The sequence below is a fragment of the Bacillus cereus group sp. BfR-BA-01331 genome (assembly GCF_022663915.1).
GTDB classification, from domain to species: Bacteria; Bacillota; Bacilli; order Bacillales; family Bacillaceae_G; genus Bacillus_A; species Bacillus_A mycoides.
This window is the reverse complement of sequence record NZ_JAKUGJ010000001.1, coordinates 138,168-153,245: the sequence shown is the minus strand read 5'-3', so window position 1 is coordinate 153,245 and position 15,078 is coordinate 138,168. Positions and strand designations below refer to the sequence as shown.

The window sequence follows — 15,078 nt, the reverse complement described above, 5'->3', positions numbered from 1 at the left end:
ACGATTCGACATCGATATTTCTTTAAAACATACAAAAAGCATATATCCTAAACGATATATGCTTCCTTTTTATTCTTGCCCTACACGCTTCACTTCTACGTTTTTAATACGCTCACGTACAACGTGACTTGCCATAATTAAACCAGCCACAGATGGTACGAACGCATTTGAAGAAGGTGGTAATTTCGCTTTACGAATCTTTGCATTTTCGTCTGGTACGATTTCTTTACGTACTTCTTCACGAATTACGATTGGGTTTTCGTCAGAGAAGACAACTTTTACACCTTTTTTAATACCATCTTTACGAAGCTTCGTACGAATTACTTTCGCAATTGGATCTGTATGTGTTTTAGAAATGTCCGCAATACGGAAACGAGTTGGGTCCATTTTATTTGCCGCACCCATACATGAGATAATTTTGATTTTACGACGTAAACATTGTTTAATTAAATGAATTTTGAACGTAATCGTATCAGATGCATCTACTACGAAATCTAAACCGTGTTTAAAGAACTCTTCATATGTTTCATCTGTATAAAACATCTCTAGTCCAATTACTTCACACTCTGGATTAATATCTGCAATACGCTCTTTCATTAATTCTACTTTTGAACGTCCTACAGTAGATACTAACGCGTGAATTTGACGGTTTACATTTGTAATATCTACAACGTCTTTATCAACTAATACAAGACGTCCCACGCCAGAACGTGCTAGCGCTTCTGCCGAAAATGACCCTACGCCGCCAATTCCTAAAATACCGACTGTACTATTTTTTAATATTTCAAGGCCTTCTTTTCCAAAGGCTAATTCATTACGTGAAAATTGATGTAACATTCAGCTCTACACTCCTATTACAAAAATGGTCTACCATGTATTCTAGCGTTTTTCCGACTATTTGTATAGAAAAAGTTATAGAATTCCTAAAAATACATATTTCAAACAAGGAAAACATAATGTAAAACCGGACTTTTTTCTTACGTATACGTTTAAAAAGGAGGATTCAGAGAACCGAGCAGATTGAGGCACGTATGCTAGGAGGAGCGCAGTGTAGGAGTACTACTCGAGCACCGGACTAGCATACGTAACGATGAGATGCGACAGTTATCTGAACCGGACTTTTTAAAATCCCCCTCAAAAAAAGCCTAGACGGCTATAGTATAACCACCTAGACTCTATTCTTACTTCTCTTCTTTCAAGCTCAATTTTAAGCTTAGCTCTTCAAGCTGTGCTTCTGCAACTGGGCTTGGCGCTTCTGTTAATAAGCAGCTTGCGCTTGCTGTTTTCGGGAATGCAATTGTATCACGAAGGTTCGTACGACCTGCAAGTAACATAACAAGACGGTCTAAACCTAATGCGATTCCGCCGTGTGGTGGTGTACCGTATTCGAATGCTTCTAATAAGAATCCGAATTGTTCTTGTGCTTCTTCTTGTGAGAATCCAAGTGCTTTGAACATTTTTTCTTGTACGTCACGCTCGTAAATACGAAGTGATCCACCACCAAGCTCATAACCGTTTAATACAAGGTCATATGCTTGTGCACGTGCTTTTTCTGGTGCTGTTTCTAATAACTCAACGTCTTCACGGAATGGCATTGTGAATGGGTGGTGAGCTGCGAAGTAACGATCTGCATCTTCATCGTACTCAAGAAGTGGCCAATCTGTTACCCATAGGAAGTTAAATTTACTTTCGTCAATTAACTCAAGCTCTTTACCTAAACGTAAACGAAGTGCACCTAAGCTATCTGCAACAACGCTTTTCTTATCTGCTACGAATAGTAATAAGTCACCAGCATCCGCTTCTAATGTACTCATTAACACGTTTGCATCTTCTTCACCGAAGAATTTCGCAATCGGTCCTTTTAAGCCGTCTTCTTCAACTTTAAGCCAAGCTAGACCTTTTGCACCGTATACTTTGGCGAATTCAGTTAATGCATCGATGTCTTTACGAGAGTATTTGCTCGCTGCACCTTTTGCGTTAATCGCTTTTACTTGTCCGCCGTTTTCTACAGCACTTGTAAATACTTTAAATCCACAACCTACTGCAAATTCAGATAGGTCTTTTAGTTCCATTTCAAAGCGTGTATCCGGCTTATCAGAACCAAAGCGAGCCATTGCATCAGCATATTTCATACGAGGGAATGGTGCACTAACTTCTACACCTTTTGCATCCTTCATGACTTTCGTCATCATACGCTCCATCATTTCTAAAATTTCATCTTGTGTTAAGAATGATGCCTCGATATCAATTTGCGTGAATTCCGGTTGACGGTCCGCACGTAAATCTTCGTCACGGAAACAACGTGCTACTTGATAGTAACGTTCAAATCCACCGACCATAAGAAGCTGTTTAAATAGCTGCGGAGATTGAGGTAATGCATAAAATTCACCATCATGCACACGACTTGGTACTAAATAGTCGCGAGCTCCTTCTGGCGTGCTCTTCGTTAAAATTGGTGTTTCAACTTCTAAGAACTCTTCTGTATCTAAGAAGTTACGAATTGTTTTCGTTACGTCATGACGCATTTTGAATGTGTTAAACATTGCAGGACGACGTAAGTCTAAGTAACGATATTTTAAACGCACATCTTCTGATGCATCTGTATCATCAGCAATAATGATTGGCGTTGTTTTCGCTGCGTTTAATACATTTACTTTCGATGCTTGTACTTCAATACGACCAGTTGCCATATTATCATTAATTGCGCCTTCACCACGCTCAACAACTGTACCTTCTACGTGTAATACGTATTCGCTACGAATTGTTTCTGCTACTTCTAACGCTTCTTTTGATGTTTCTGGATTAAATACAACTTGTACGATACCTGTACGGTCACGTAAGTCGATAAAGATTAATCCACCTAAATCACGGCGTTTTTGTACCCAACCTTTTAATTGAACTGTTTGTCCAACCGCTTCTACTGTTACTTTCCCGCATGCATGTGTTCTTTCAGCCACTTTAAGTTCCCCCTATATTAATTTCTCTGCTACATATGAAGCAAATACATCTAACGCTACTTCTTCTTGTCCGCCTGTTGCCATATCTTTTAAGTTAATGATGCCTTTATCTAGCTCATCTTCCCCTAATACAGCTACGTATTTCGCATTTAAACGATCTGCAGATTTAAATTGTGCTTTCATTTTGCGATCTAAATAATCTTTTTCAACTGATAATCCAGCTTTACGAAGATCGAACGCAACTTTTGCAGCACGGTCTTTCGCTTTTTCACCAAGTGCTACAACGTAACAATCAATACTATGTTCAATTGGTAACTCAATATTTTCAGCCTTCAGCGCCATAATTAAACGCTCAATACTCATCGCAAAACCGATACCTGGCATTTCCGGTCCACCGATTTCTTGTACAAGTCCGTTATAACGGCCACCGCCACTTAATGTTGTGATAGCACCGAAACCTTCTGCCTCACTCATAATTTCAAAAACAGTGTGTTGGTAGTAGTCTAAACCACGTACTAAATTCGGATCTTTCTCAAATGGAACATCCATCATCGTTAGTAGTTCTTGTACTTTGTCGTAGTATACTGCTGAATCTTCGTTTAAGTATTCTGTAATAGATGGTGCCGTGCTCATTAATTCATGATTACAGTCCTTCTTACAGTCTAAAATACGAAGAGGGTTTTTTTCTAAGCGAGATTGGCAATCAGAACAGAATTCTCCGATGCGCGGCTCAAAGTGAGCAATTAACGCATCACGGTGTGCTTGACGACTCGCTGCATCACCTAAGCTATTTAATACAACTTTAATATTTTTTAAGCCCATACCACGGTAAAACTCTACGGCAAGTGCAATTACTTCTGCATCAATTGCTGGATCGTTACTACCAATTGCTTCAATACCGAATTGTACGAATTGACGATAGCGACCTGCTTGTGGTCTTTCATAACGGAACATTTGGCCGATATAGTATAATTTTGTTGGTTGTGTTGCATCACCGAACATTTTGTTCTCAACGTAAGAACGTACAACAGGTGCAGTACCTTCTGGACGTAATGTTAAACTACGCTCTCCACGGTCTTGGAATGAATACATTTCTTTTTGTACGATATCTGTCGTATCACCAACACCACGTAAAAATAGCTCTGTGTGCTCAAAAATTGGTGTACGAATTTCTTTATAATTGTAACGACGGCAAATGTCGCGCGCTTGCCCTTCGATATACTGCCATAACTCAACACTACCTGGAAGAATATCTTGCGTTCCGCGTGGGATTTGAATAGACATATTCAGTTCCTCCTCAAATTGTTTTAATCTTAATAAAAATAAAAAAACTCCCGCCTCTACTGTTTGAACAGTAGGGACGAGAGTATTATACCCGTGGTGCCACCCTAATTGAAGCACGTATGCTTCCACTTTTTTAATAACGCTTAAATTTGCGTTCATCTCTACTAAGCGTATAAGCCTTTCAAGTTGAAACCTACAGAGTGTCATTCAATCAGTCATCATGTAGAAATGTTTTCAGCCTAGGACATTTCTTCTCTTTCCATGTGTATCTCATTTACTCTCCTCTATCAACGGCTATATTCATATGTAAATATAAAATTACTATACGTTTGTTGAGTAGGATTGTCAAGTGCTCTAAGAGCGCTCAATTTGCTTCTTTAGGCGCTTTACATCTTGCAGTGAAATTCCGAACTCTGAAGCAAGCTCCATTGAAGTATTGTTTTGCTCTTTTGAAATAAAATCATGAAAATTCACGTTAAACAGTTGATTTGCACCATTTGTAACAGAATGCCCTTTTTCATTCATACGCATACGTATATCCCTCACATTCAATATGGATGTTTTACTTGTTATTGTTCCATATTGATGAAAGAGTTATACATAACTGAAAACAGCTATTGATTCCAATTAAAGTGAAACTTTAATCAGTGGGTTTTGTCCATCTCCACTGATTATTCGTCCGACTCCCAATCTAACTCCCTCGCAGTCGCCGAATTTTGAGATGAGAGTCTTACTCCCACAAATAGCGGGATAAATAAACAAAACATACAACAATGTATAAAAAAGAGAGGATTATATAATCCCCTCTTCTTAAGCAACACTATTTACTATCCACAATTAAGGTCACCGGACCATCATTGATTAAAGAAACGTCCATCATTGCTCCGAACTGTCCTGTCTCCACATGCAGTCCTTGTTTACGAACTTCTTCATTAAAGAAATCATATAAATGTTCTGCATAATCAGGTTTCGCAGCATCCATAAAGTTTGGACGTCTTCCCTTGCGGCAATCTCCGTATAATGTAAATTGCGAAATAGATAGAACTTGTCCCTTCATATCAAGTACAGAGTGGTTCATCTTTCCGCTCTCATCTTCAAAAATACGTAGGTTTGCAATTTTTTCTGCGATATAAGTTGCATCTTTTTCTGTATCTTCATGCGTAATGCCAACTAGTAATGTTAAACCGAATGGAATTTGTCCTACAATCTCGCCATCTACTGTGACAGACGCTTCCTTTGATCGTTGTAAAACAACTCTCATCTTTTCTACACTCCCTATTAATGCATCATGCGTCGTACGGCATAAATTTCTGGAACACGTTTAATGCGCTCTACTACTTTTTTCAAGTGTTGTAAGTTTCGAATAGAAATCGACATGTTAATCGTTGCCATCTTATTACGATCACTTCTACCAGAAACAGCTGAGATATACGTCTTCGTTTCTGTAACAGCTTGTAATACTTCATTCAATAAACCACGACGATCATAGCCTGAAATTTCAATATCAACATTGTACTCAATTTCTTTTTCAGGACTACCTTCCCAATCTACTTCTAGTAAACGCTCCACCGCTTCTTCTGTATGCACATTGACGCAATCGCAACGGTGAATTGATACGCCTCGACCTTTCGTAATATACCCAACGATATCATCACCTGGAACTGGGTTACAGCATTTTGATAAACGAATTAACAAATTATCTGCACCACTTACCTTTACACCAGAATCCCATTTTCGAATTTTCATCGGTTTACGAACTTCTTTAACTTCAACGATGTCTTCTTCTTCACGTTGTTTACGGAACTTGTCCGTTAGTCGCGTAACAATTTGCGCTGCTGTAATTCCGTTATATCCAACTGCTGCAAACATATCTTCTTCATTTGCAAAGTTAAACTTCTCAGCGACACGTTTTAAATTATCAAGCGCTAATACTTCTTTCATCTCATACTCTAAGCCACGCACTTCTTTTTCAACAAGTTCACGGCCTTTTTCAATATTTTCATCTCTACGTTGTTTCTTAAAGAATTGACGTATTTTATTTTTCGCATGAGATGTTTGAGCAAGCTTTACCCAATCTTGACTTGGACCATACGAATGTTTCGATGTTAAAATTTCAATGATGTCACCAGTTTTCAACTTATAATCAAGCGTCACCATTTTCCCATTTACTTTTGCACCAATTGTCTTGTTTCCAATTTCCGAATGGACACGATACGAAAAATCAATTGGAACAGATCCAAGTGGTAATTCCATTACATCGCCTTTTGGTGTAAAGACGAATACCATGTCAGAGAATAAATCAATTTTTAATGACTCCATAAATTCTTCTGCATTAGAAGCTTCATTTTGCCATTCTAATATTTGACGGAACCAAGTTAGTTTCTTCTCTAATGTACCCGTTGTTTCTGCTGCTTTACCTTCTTTATACGCCCAATGTGCCGCGATTCCGAATTCTGCAATCTCATGCATTTCTTTCGTACGAATTTGCACTTCTAGCGGATCACCTTTTGGTCCAATTACAGTCGTATGAAGAGATTGATATAAATTTGCTTTCGGCATTGCAATATAATCTTTAAAACGACCTGGCATTGGTTTCCAGCACGTATGAATAATTCCAAGCACCGCATAGCAATCTTTAATACTATTCACAACGACACGTACAGCTAGTAAATCGTAAATTTCATTGAATTGTTTATTTTGCAATGCCATTTTACGATAAATACTGTAAATATGTTTTGGTCTTCCAGAAATCTCAGGTTGAATTGAAACCTCTTTTAATTTCTCGCGAATGCCAGTCATTACTTCATCTAAATATTCTTCACGCTCTGCACGTTTACGCTTCATTAAATTCACAATACGATAATATTGCTGCGGGTTTAAATAGCGAAGTGACGTATCCTCTAACTCCCATTTAATAGTACTAATTCCGAGTCTATGTGCTAAAGGTGCAAAGATTTCTAACGTTTCATTCGCAATGCGACGCTGCTTCTCTTGAGGCAAATGTTTCAATGTACGCATGTTATGAAGACGATCAGCTAGTTTAATTAAAATAACTCGAATATCTTGAGCCATTGCAATAAACATTTTGCGATGGTTTTCTGCTTGTTGCTGCTCATGGGATTTATATTTAATCTTTCCAAGCTTTGTAACACCATCGACAAGCATAGCGATTTCTTTATTAAATTCCCGTTCAATGTCTTCTAATGTAATTTCTGTATCTTCCACTACATCATGTAAGAAACCTGCCGATACTGTAGCCGGATCCATGTGTAAATCAACTAAAATACCTGCAACTTGAATTGGGTGAATAATATATGGTTCACCCGATTTTCTATATTGTTCGCTATGTGCATCACGCGCATATTCATAGGCACGTGCCACTAGCTCAATATCTCCATCCGCTAAATATTGACTTGCTTTCTCGAGTACCTGTTCAGCTGTTAGTACTTGCTCATTTGCCATCGAATCACCTTTTATTGAAAATTGACTTTATCTTTATTGAATAGAATAAATTATATTCTATCATTATAACCCAATGATTGTGAATTGTGAAAAGGAAAAGATTTTACTGACATTTCACCATGTTTTTTTGTGCAATTATACAAAAGTACCCGCTCCTCTCCAAGAGATTCACGGGTACTTTTTTATCACCGTAGTTTCACCTATATAATGATTAGTATTTTTCTAATACTAATACATCGTAACCATCTAACATTTTACGACCATCTAAGTAAGTAAGCTCTACTAAAAATGCAATTCCTGCTACAACTCCACCAAGTTCTTCAACTAGTTTAATTGTCGCTTCGATTGTTCCACCTGTAGCTAATAAGTCATCTGTAATTAATACACGTTGGCCTGGCTTAATTGCATCTTTATGGATTGTTAAAACATCCGTTCCATATTCTTTACCGTAGTCAACTGTAATTACTTCACGTGGTAATTTTCCTAATTTACGAACTGGTGCGAAACCTACTTCTAACGCATAAGAAACTGGGCAACCAATAATAAAACCACGCGCTTCTGGTCCTACTACAACATCAATGTCTCTTTTATTTGCATACTCAACGATTGCATCTGTTGCTGCTTTATATGCTTTTCCGTCGTTCATTAAAGGTGTAATGTCTTTAAACACAATACCTTCTTTCGGATAATCTGGTACAATTGCGATATGTTGCTTGAAATCCATATTTCTGAATCCTCCTCAGATATAAAAGGTTTGTAAATACAAATCCTTTACCCTAACTGTTCTACTTATTTATGATCACGAATCGTTTCAAACCATGTATATAGTTGCTGATATGTGCTATAAACCAATTCTTTCTCTAATTGTAAGTGGTTCATTTTCTCACGATATGTGTTCGATTCAATTAAATCACGCTTTTGTTTTTTGTCTGCCATAAAAATGACACCGTCTTTTATTGTAACAAATTCTAACTCAAAAAACACCTGTGTCATGAAATTTACTGTATCTTTTGACCAACCTTTATGACGACACAGTTGTTCCCCATATTGCCTTAAAGAAAATGGTGTTTTTTGGCTTAAGAAAGAATAGTACCATTTAAAATGTTCCCTCGTTGGGACCGTACTAAATAAATGATTATTCTCTTGATAAAATAGCGTGTAAATTCGAGCTGGGAATCCAGCCTTAAATACATCACCTAATTCATCTGTTCCTTTCGGCAAATCAAGTAGCACAATGTATTGATCATCAAAATGAGCTACCTCTGATGCATGCACGAGCTGTTCTTTATAGCCTTCTAAAGAAAATTTATTCAATACCTCTTCAGAAAAATACACCATTGTTATTTTTTCTTTCGGAAGTTCTGCTAAATTTGCTTCTACATTACGCATACTACGCCAGTCAAATAATTGCCATGCCTCTACAGCAATATCTTGCACCATTAATTGCGGCTTTTTAAAGTTATTCCATTCATTAATGGACACTTCTCCTACTACAGAAACCTTCGCAACTGGAGAGATTTCTTTCGCATAAGTACCAAATCCAAATCCAATCGTGTCCAGTGTTGCTTGTCCATCACGAAGAGCCATTTTTAAATGCGAACCATCAGATCCAATTGCACGGATACTTTCTAAGTCGGCATCTTTCACCGCAATACGCGGTTTCGGATTTCCTACGCCAAATGGCGCTAACTTTTGCATATCCTCAATCGCGGCAAGCGTTACATCCTCTACTTTACAAAATGCATCCACTGCTGTAATCGGAATAAAATCTTCTGCTGTTAAAATTACATCTGCTTGCTCATTTAACCTGCGTCTTAATTCATCCACATCATTCATATTAAGCGTCATTCCCGCTGCCATCGGATGACCTCCGAAATGCGGTAACAATTCACGGCAATCTGAAAGGTTTGCAAACAAATCAAATCCTGCAATACTACGAGCCGATCCCTTTGCTGTTTCTTTATGAGGATCAATGCTTAATACAATCGTCGGACGATAAAAACGTTCAACTAACTTAGAAGCGACAATTCCAATTACCCCTGGATTCCAACCTTCTTTTGCAAGGACTAATACTTTGTTTTCTTCTGGCGGGAAATTATTTTCGACTTCAGCGATAGCTTCTTCAGTAATTTGCTTTACAATATCTTTTCGAAGTTTGTTCAGCTCATCAATTTCTTCAGCTAGCTCTTTCGCTTCCTCTGGATCTTCTGATAATAAAAGGTGTACAGCAGGTGTTGCATCTTCCAAACGACCAACCGCATTAATACGAGGTGCGAGTGAGAATCCGATGCTTTCTTCTGTAATTTCGCTTTGCGAAACGTTAGCGACTTTAAATAACGCCTTTAAACCGATATTTCGAGTCATTCGCATATGCTTCAGTCCACGCTGTACTAATAATCTATTTTCACCGTGAAGCGATACTAAATCGGCTACCGTACCGATTACTGCAATTTCCAATAAATGCTCTGGTACACGCCCCAAAAGTGCATGTGCAACTTTAAATGCAACACCAACACCCGCTAAATAATGAAACGGATAAACACCGCCTTCTAATTTCGGATGAATAATCGCAAGTGCCTCTGGTAATTCTGGTGGTGGCTCATGATGATCTGTAATAATAAGATCTATTCCAAGTTCCTTCGCTACCTTCGCTTCATGTACCGCTGCGATACCAGTATCGACAGTAATAATTAGTGAGAACCCTGCACTGTGTGCCCAACGAAACGCTTCTTCATTTGGCCCATAGCCTTCAGTAAAACGATTTGGAATATAAAACTCTACTTCTGCACCTAATTCTTTGAGAGCAAGATATAACACAGTCGTACTACTTACTCCGTCCGCATCGTAATCGCCAAATATTAATATTTGTTCTCCATTTTCAATAGCTTTTTTCACACGTTCTACAGTCCGATCCATTCCTTCAAGTAAAAATGGATCATGAAATTCTTGATCTGCTGTATTTAAAAAGTCTACAATCTTATCTTCTGTATTTAAGCCTCTGCCAAGAAATAATGAAGTCACAAGAGGTGATAGTTGCAATTTATTTGCTAATTCACTCACTAGTTCCTCATTATATTCTTTTTCTTTCCAACGCGTCTTCGGTTGTAACACGAAATCACCCCTTAACCTATCCATTATACAAGACAGATTAAGGGGTGACAATATAATGCAAACTACGATTAGATATCTATATAATTAAATATCCGTTATGTTTAATTTGGAGAATACGGATTAATATGTACAAATACATTTTGTACGTTATCTTGTTTCATAAGTTTTTCTTTTACATGTTTTCCGATGCGGTGACCTTCTTCTACAGTGATATATGGATCTACAGATACTTTAATATCAACAATAACATAGTGGCCATGTTCTCTTGCATATAAAGAGCCGATTTTCTTCACACCTTCCACTTGAAAAACTGCCTCCCTAAGCGGAACAACATCTTCTTCATGCAGAACATGATCGAGCGTTGCATGAATAGCTTCTGCTCCAATACTCCACGCCATCTTAGCAACGAGAATTGAGACAAATAATCCTGCAATTGGATCGGCATATACAAGCCAATCTATACCTAACTTACCACCGATAATAGCTGCACAAATGCCGATTAAAGCTGCAATTGAAGAAAACACATCCGAACGGTGCTCATATGCATTTGCAATAATTGCATCACTATTTATCCTCTTCCCTAATCGATATTTATACTGAAACATCCCTTCTTTCACTACAATCGAAAGAATAACTGCAAAAATCGTAATTCCTTTTGGTGGTTCTAAATCTTGTGAAAAAGCTTTTATAGACGAAATCGCTATCTCTATTCCAACAATAAATAATAATACCGCAACAATAATCGCTGAAATCGATTCCGCTTTACCATGACCATACGGATGATCTTCATCAGGCGGTTGCTTTGCTGCTCGTAATCCAAAAAGTACGGCTAACGAGCCAATTACATCTGATCCAGAATGCACTGCATCCGCTAAAAGTGCCTTACTGTTTCCAATATAACCAATTACCGCTTTTACAATCGCTAATATAATATTACCAACGATTCCGACAATAGCACCAAATTCGGCCTGTTTAAAACGTTCATCTTTTTCCATAATTAAAATCCCTTCTTTTCTTAACCTATCTTTTTATCCCGCTATTTGCGGGCAGTAAGCCCCCACCTCAAAATCCGGCAAATACAAGGAAGTTAGGTGGGAGATCAACTGCCCGTAAAAGCCCGATTGGTGAGGGCTAATAATAAGTGGGGATGAACAAAACCCCCACTTATTAAAGTTTCACTTTATTTTAACAAAATCAGCGATAACATCACCACTTTATTCCATTTCATTCTTTCAAAAGTTGCTATCTTATTGTATCCACAAACGAAAAAAGAGATGCCTCATAATGAGACATCATCTTTTTTATACTTGCGGTTCAGGTTCTTCTTTCTCAACCTTCTTCTTGTTTTTGCCCTTTTTCAAACGGCGGTTTTCAAGCATTAACCAAATTTGAGAAGCAACGAAAATAGAAGAGTACGTACCTACAACTAATCCAATTAATAATGCAAGTGAGAAGTTACGCAGTGATTCACTACCAAAAATAAGTAGTGCGATTACTGGGAATAACACTGTTAACACTGTATTAATTGAACGACCAATTGTTTGACGAATACTTGAGTTTACGATTTCTTCTAGGTCTTTTATGTCGCGAACTCGTTTTTTCTGTTTGTATAACTCACGGTTTCTATCGAATGTAACAATCGAATCATTGATGGAATAACCAATGATTGTTAATACTGCCGCAATAAACGTTAAGTCTACTTCCAATTGGAAAATACTAAACACAACAATCATAACGAACGCATCATGTAACAATGCGATTACCGCAGATAATGCATATGTGAAGCGGAAACGAATACTTACGTATAAGATGATAACCAATGAAGCTATCAGAACCGCGATGAATGCATTTCGTGCAATCTCTTTACCGATTGTCGGCGAAACTGTACTTACGTTTGGCTCTGTACCGTATTTATCGTTAAAGAATGTTTTTGTTTTCGCAATTTCATCTTTCGATAAAACGCCTAACGTACGAACAGCAAAACCTTTATTGTCATCTCCGGTCGGTACAATATCTTCTTCCTTCACATCGATGTTCAATTCTTTCAAATCTTTATGAACATTAGAAACAGTAGTTGCTTGTTTTGATTGCAAGTCGATACGTGTACCACTTGCAAAGTCAATACCAAGATTCATTTTGAAAATCGGTAATATAATTGCCCCAGCAATTACAACTACAATTGAGAATAAGAAAAATTTATGACCGATATTTACGAAATTAATACGATCAAATCTCGTCGGTGGATGTACTGCACCTTTTGTTATTGGAATAATATCCTTTTGCTTAACACCAAAGTAAGATAGTTTCTTATCAAAGTAACGGCTCTTTACAAGTAAACCTAGTAAGAAACGAGTACCGAATACGTTCGTAATGAAACCAACTAAAATACTTACGATTAAACTTGTTGCGAATCCTTTTACAGAGCTATTACCGTAAGCGAATAATACACCAGCTGCTGCAATTGTTGTAATGTTCGCATCTAAAATTGTCGATAATGAACGATGGTTACCAGCACGGAATGCTGACATCATCGACTTACCAATTTTAAGCTCTTCCTTCAATCTCTCGTACGTAATGATATTCGCATCAACTGCGATACCAACCCCGAGCACTAATGCCGCAATACCTGGTAATGTAAGAACTGCATGCATCCAGTTAAAGACAAGTAATGTAACGAAAATGTATAAACCTAACATAATAACCGCTACAAGTCCTGGTAAACGGTAGAATACAAGCATGAATAAGAAGATAATAGCAATACCAATCGCACTAGCGAAAATCGTTTGCTCTAATGCTTGTTGACCAAATTTCGCTCCAACAGATGTTGAATACATTTCTTTTAAATCAACAGGAAGTGCACCTGCATTTAATAAAGATGAAAGTTCTTTCGCACTTTCAACTGTAAAGTTTCCACCTACGATAGATACTTCAGCTTGGTTAAATACTTGGCTTACTGTTGCTGCTGATAAAAACTTCGGATTCGGTTTTGCAGCTTCTGCTTTGTATGAATCTTTTCCTTCTTCAAAATCAAGCCAAATTACCATTAAATTCGTTGGTGGTGGCATTTTTGAAATCTTTTCAGTTACTTCACGGAATTTTTCAGCGCTTTTTAGTGTAAGACCTACGCTCGCACGGCCTTGCTCATCAAATGTTTGCTTCGCTCCGCCGCCTTTTAAATCCGCTCCGTCCATAAGCAGGTTATCATCTACATCACGGAATGTTAGTTTCGCTTGTGTTGATAACATTTCACGTGCTTTTTGCTGATCTTGTACACCAGCAAGCTGTACACGAATTCGATCTTCCCCTTCGATTTGAATGTTCGGCTCACTTACACCAAGAACATTGACACGATTTTCAAGAGCACCTACTGTACTTACAAGTGCATCACGATCGATTTTATCACCTTTTTTGGCTGGTTTTACTTCATACAGAATTTCAAAACCACCGCGAAGGTCTAGTCCTAGACTAATTCCTTTTGCTATGTCTTTTCCTGCCGCACCAATTACTCCACCAATTAATAAAACGATGAGGAAAAAGGCGGCAATTCTTGTACCTCGCTTTGCCATATGTACCCTCTTTCTGCTACTAACACTTTCAATAAATCTCCTACGATTCATTTTTTTACGTGTGCATACGCCTAGTTAGTAGACTTACTTTCTATAAAATACATGTATTTTCGCTAGTTCATCACTAGCTGTGTCGGTAAGCTTTTCACAATACCTACACTTTCATTATTTATTTTTCCTCTTCACTACCTCCTTTATATATAATCTTAGACATAATTAATTCCTCTTTATCAATACCTATCATTATACTGCAAAAGGAAGAACAAACCAATTACAGTCGGTTATTTATTTTCATATTCATCAAACGACCAAAGTGGCGCTTGATATGCTTCAACAGTTAAATAATTCATATATTCATTAGTACTTACTCTTAATACATCATTTACTAATTCATATAACCTAACATCACTGTCTATCTTTTTCCACTTTTTCGCCTTGAGAAACTTCCAAATATCATTATCTGTCACTCGGTCGTAACCGAACAACTGAAACTCTTCTACTTTACTTTCTAAAACGACTTGTAACTGTCCGCGGTATGATTCTACCAAAGCCTCTTTATCCAACATATATAAACATCTCCTTCTTATTTCAGCACGAAAAGTCGCTTTTAATCCCGCTCTAATGGACAGCAATAACTTCTTTCAAGAGTACCATTCATACTTCACTCTCTTAAATGCTTGTCATTCTTGTCTCATACG

The 15,078-nt window shown here is 37.6% G+C and carries 11 protein-coding genes and 1 other annotated feature; all 11 genes read right to left on the bottom strand.

Annotated elements, in window-relative coordinates; all coding sequences use genetic code 11:
* Positions 1–69 precede the first annotated feature (69 nt).
* Positions 70–837 carry a tRNA threonylcarbamoyladenosine dehydratase gene (locus MR155_RS00710; RefSeq protein WP_000903181.1) on the bottom strand — a complete coding sequence of 256 codons (768 nt, stop codon included), beginning with the start codon at positions 835–837 and terminating at the stop codon, positions 70–72.
* Between the two features lie 344 nt (positions 838–1,181).
* Positions 1,182–2,957: an aspartate--tRNA ligase gene (gene aspS / locus MR155_RS00705; RefSeq protein WP_002067242.1), complete on the bottom strand. Its 1,776-nt coding sequence runs from the start codon at positions 2,955–2,957 to the stop codon at positions 1,182–1,184.
* A gap of 12 nt (positions 2,958–2,969) precedes the next feature.
* Positions 2,970–4,241, bottom strand: a complete 1,272-nt coding sequence (hisS, locus tag MR155_RS00700) for a histidine--tRNA ligase (protein WP_242307604.1) — start codon at positions 4,239–4,241, stop codon at positions 2,970–2,972.
* A gap of 69 nt (positions 4,242–4,310) precedes the next feature.
* Positions 4,311–4,541: a binding site (T-box leader), on the bottom strand.
* A 54-nt stretch (positions 4,542–4,595) separates the two neighbouring features.
* Positions 4,596–4,772 carry a hypothetical protein gene (locus MR155_RS00695; protein ID WP_001242605.1) on the bottom strand — a complete coding sequence of 59 codons (177 nt, stop codon included), beginning with the start codon at positions 4,770–4,772 and terminating at the stop codon, positions 4,596–4,598.
* A gap of 289 nt (positions 4,773–5,061) precedes the next feature.
* Positions 5,062–5,502 (bottom strand): D-tyrosyl-tRNA(Tyr) deacylase, encoded by a 441-nt coding sequence (locus tag MR155_RS00690; RefSeq protein ID WP_016092357.1) that lies wholly within the window; start codon positions 5,500–5,502, stop codon positions 5,062–5,064.
* Between the two features lie 17 nt (positions 5,503–5,519).
* Positions 5,520–7,703 carry a GTP diphosphokinase gene (gene relA / locus MR155_RS00685; protein ID WP_002015304.1) on the bottom strand — a complete coding sequence of 728 codons (2,184 nt, stop codon included), beginning with the start codon at positions 7,701–7,703 and terminating at the stop codon, positions 5,520–5,522.
* A gap of 211 nt (positions 7,704–7,914) precedes the next feature.
* Positions 7,915–8,427, bottom strand: a complete 513-nt coding sequence (locus MR155_RS00680) for an adenine phosphoribosyltransferase (RefSeq protein WP_002015305.1) — start codon at positions 8,425–8,427, stop codon at positions 7,915–7,917.
* Between the two features lie 65 nt (positions 8,428–8,492).
* The gene (gene recJ / locus MR155_RS00675) at positions 8,493–10,814 is read right to left on the bottom strand and encodes a single-stranded-DNA-specific exonuclease RecJ (RefSeq protein ID WP_002138444.1); all 2,322 of its coding nucleotides are present in this window, start codon (positions 10,812–10,814) and stop codon (positions 8,493–8,495) included.
* A 101-nt stretch (positions 10,815–10,915) separates the two neighbouring features.
* Positions 10,916–11,809: a cation diffusion facilitator family transporter gene (locus tag MR155_RS00670; protein WP_002015308.1), complete on the bottom strand. Its 894-nt coding sequence runs from the start codon at positions 11,807–11,809 to the stop codon at positions 10,916–10,918.
* A gap of 306 nt (positions 11,810–12,115) precedes the next feature.
* A complete protein-coding gene (gene secDF, locus MR155_RS00660; RefSeq protein WP_219303578.1) occupies positions 12,116–14,380 on the bottom strand; it encodes a protein translocase subunit SecDF in 2,265 nt (754 codons plus the stop codon).
* Positions 14,381–14,661: 281 nt separating this feature from the next.
* On the bottom strand, positions 14,662–14,946 hold the full coding sequence (locus tag MR155_RS00655; protein ID WP_002015311.1) for a post-transcriptional regulator: 285 nt from the start codon (positions 14,944–14,946) through the stop codon (positions 14,662–14,664).
* Between the last annotated feature and the right edge of the window lie 132 nt (positions 14,947–15,078).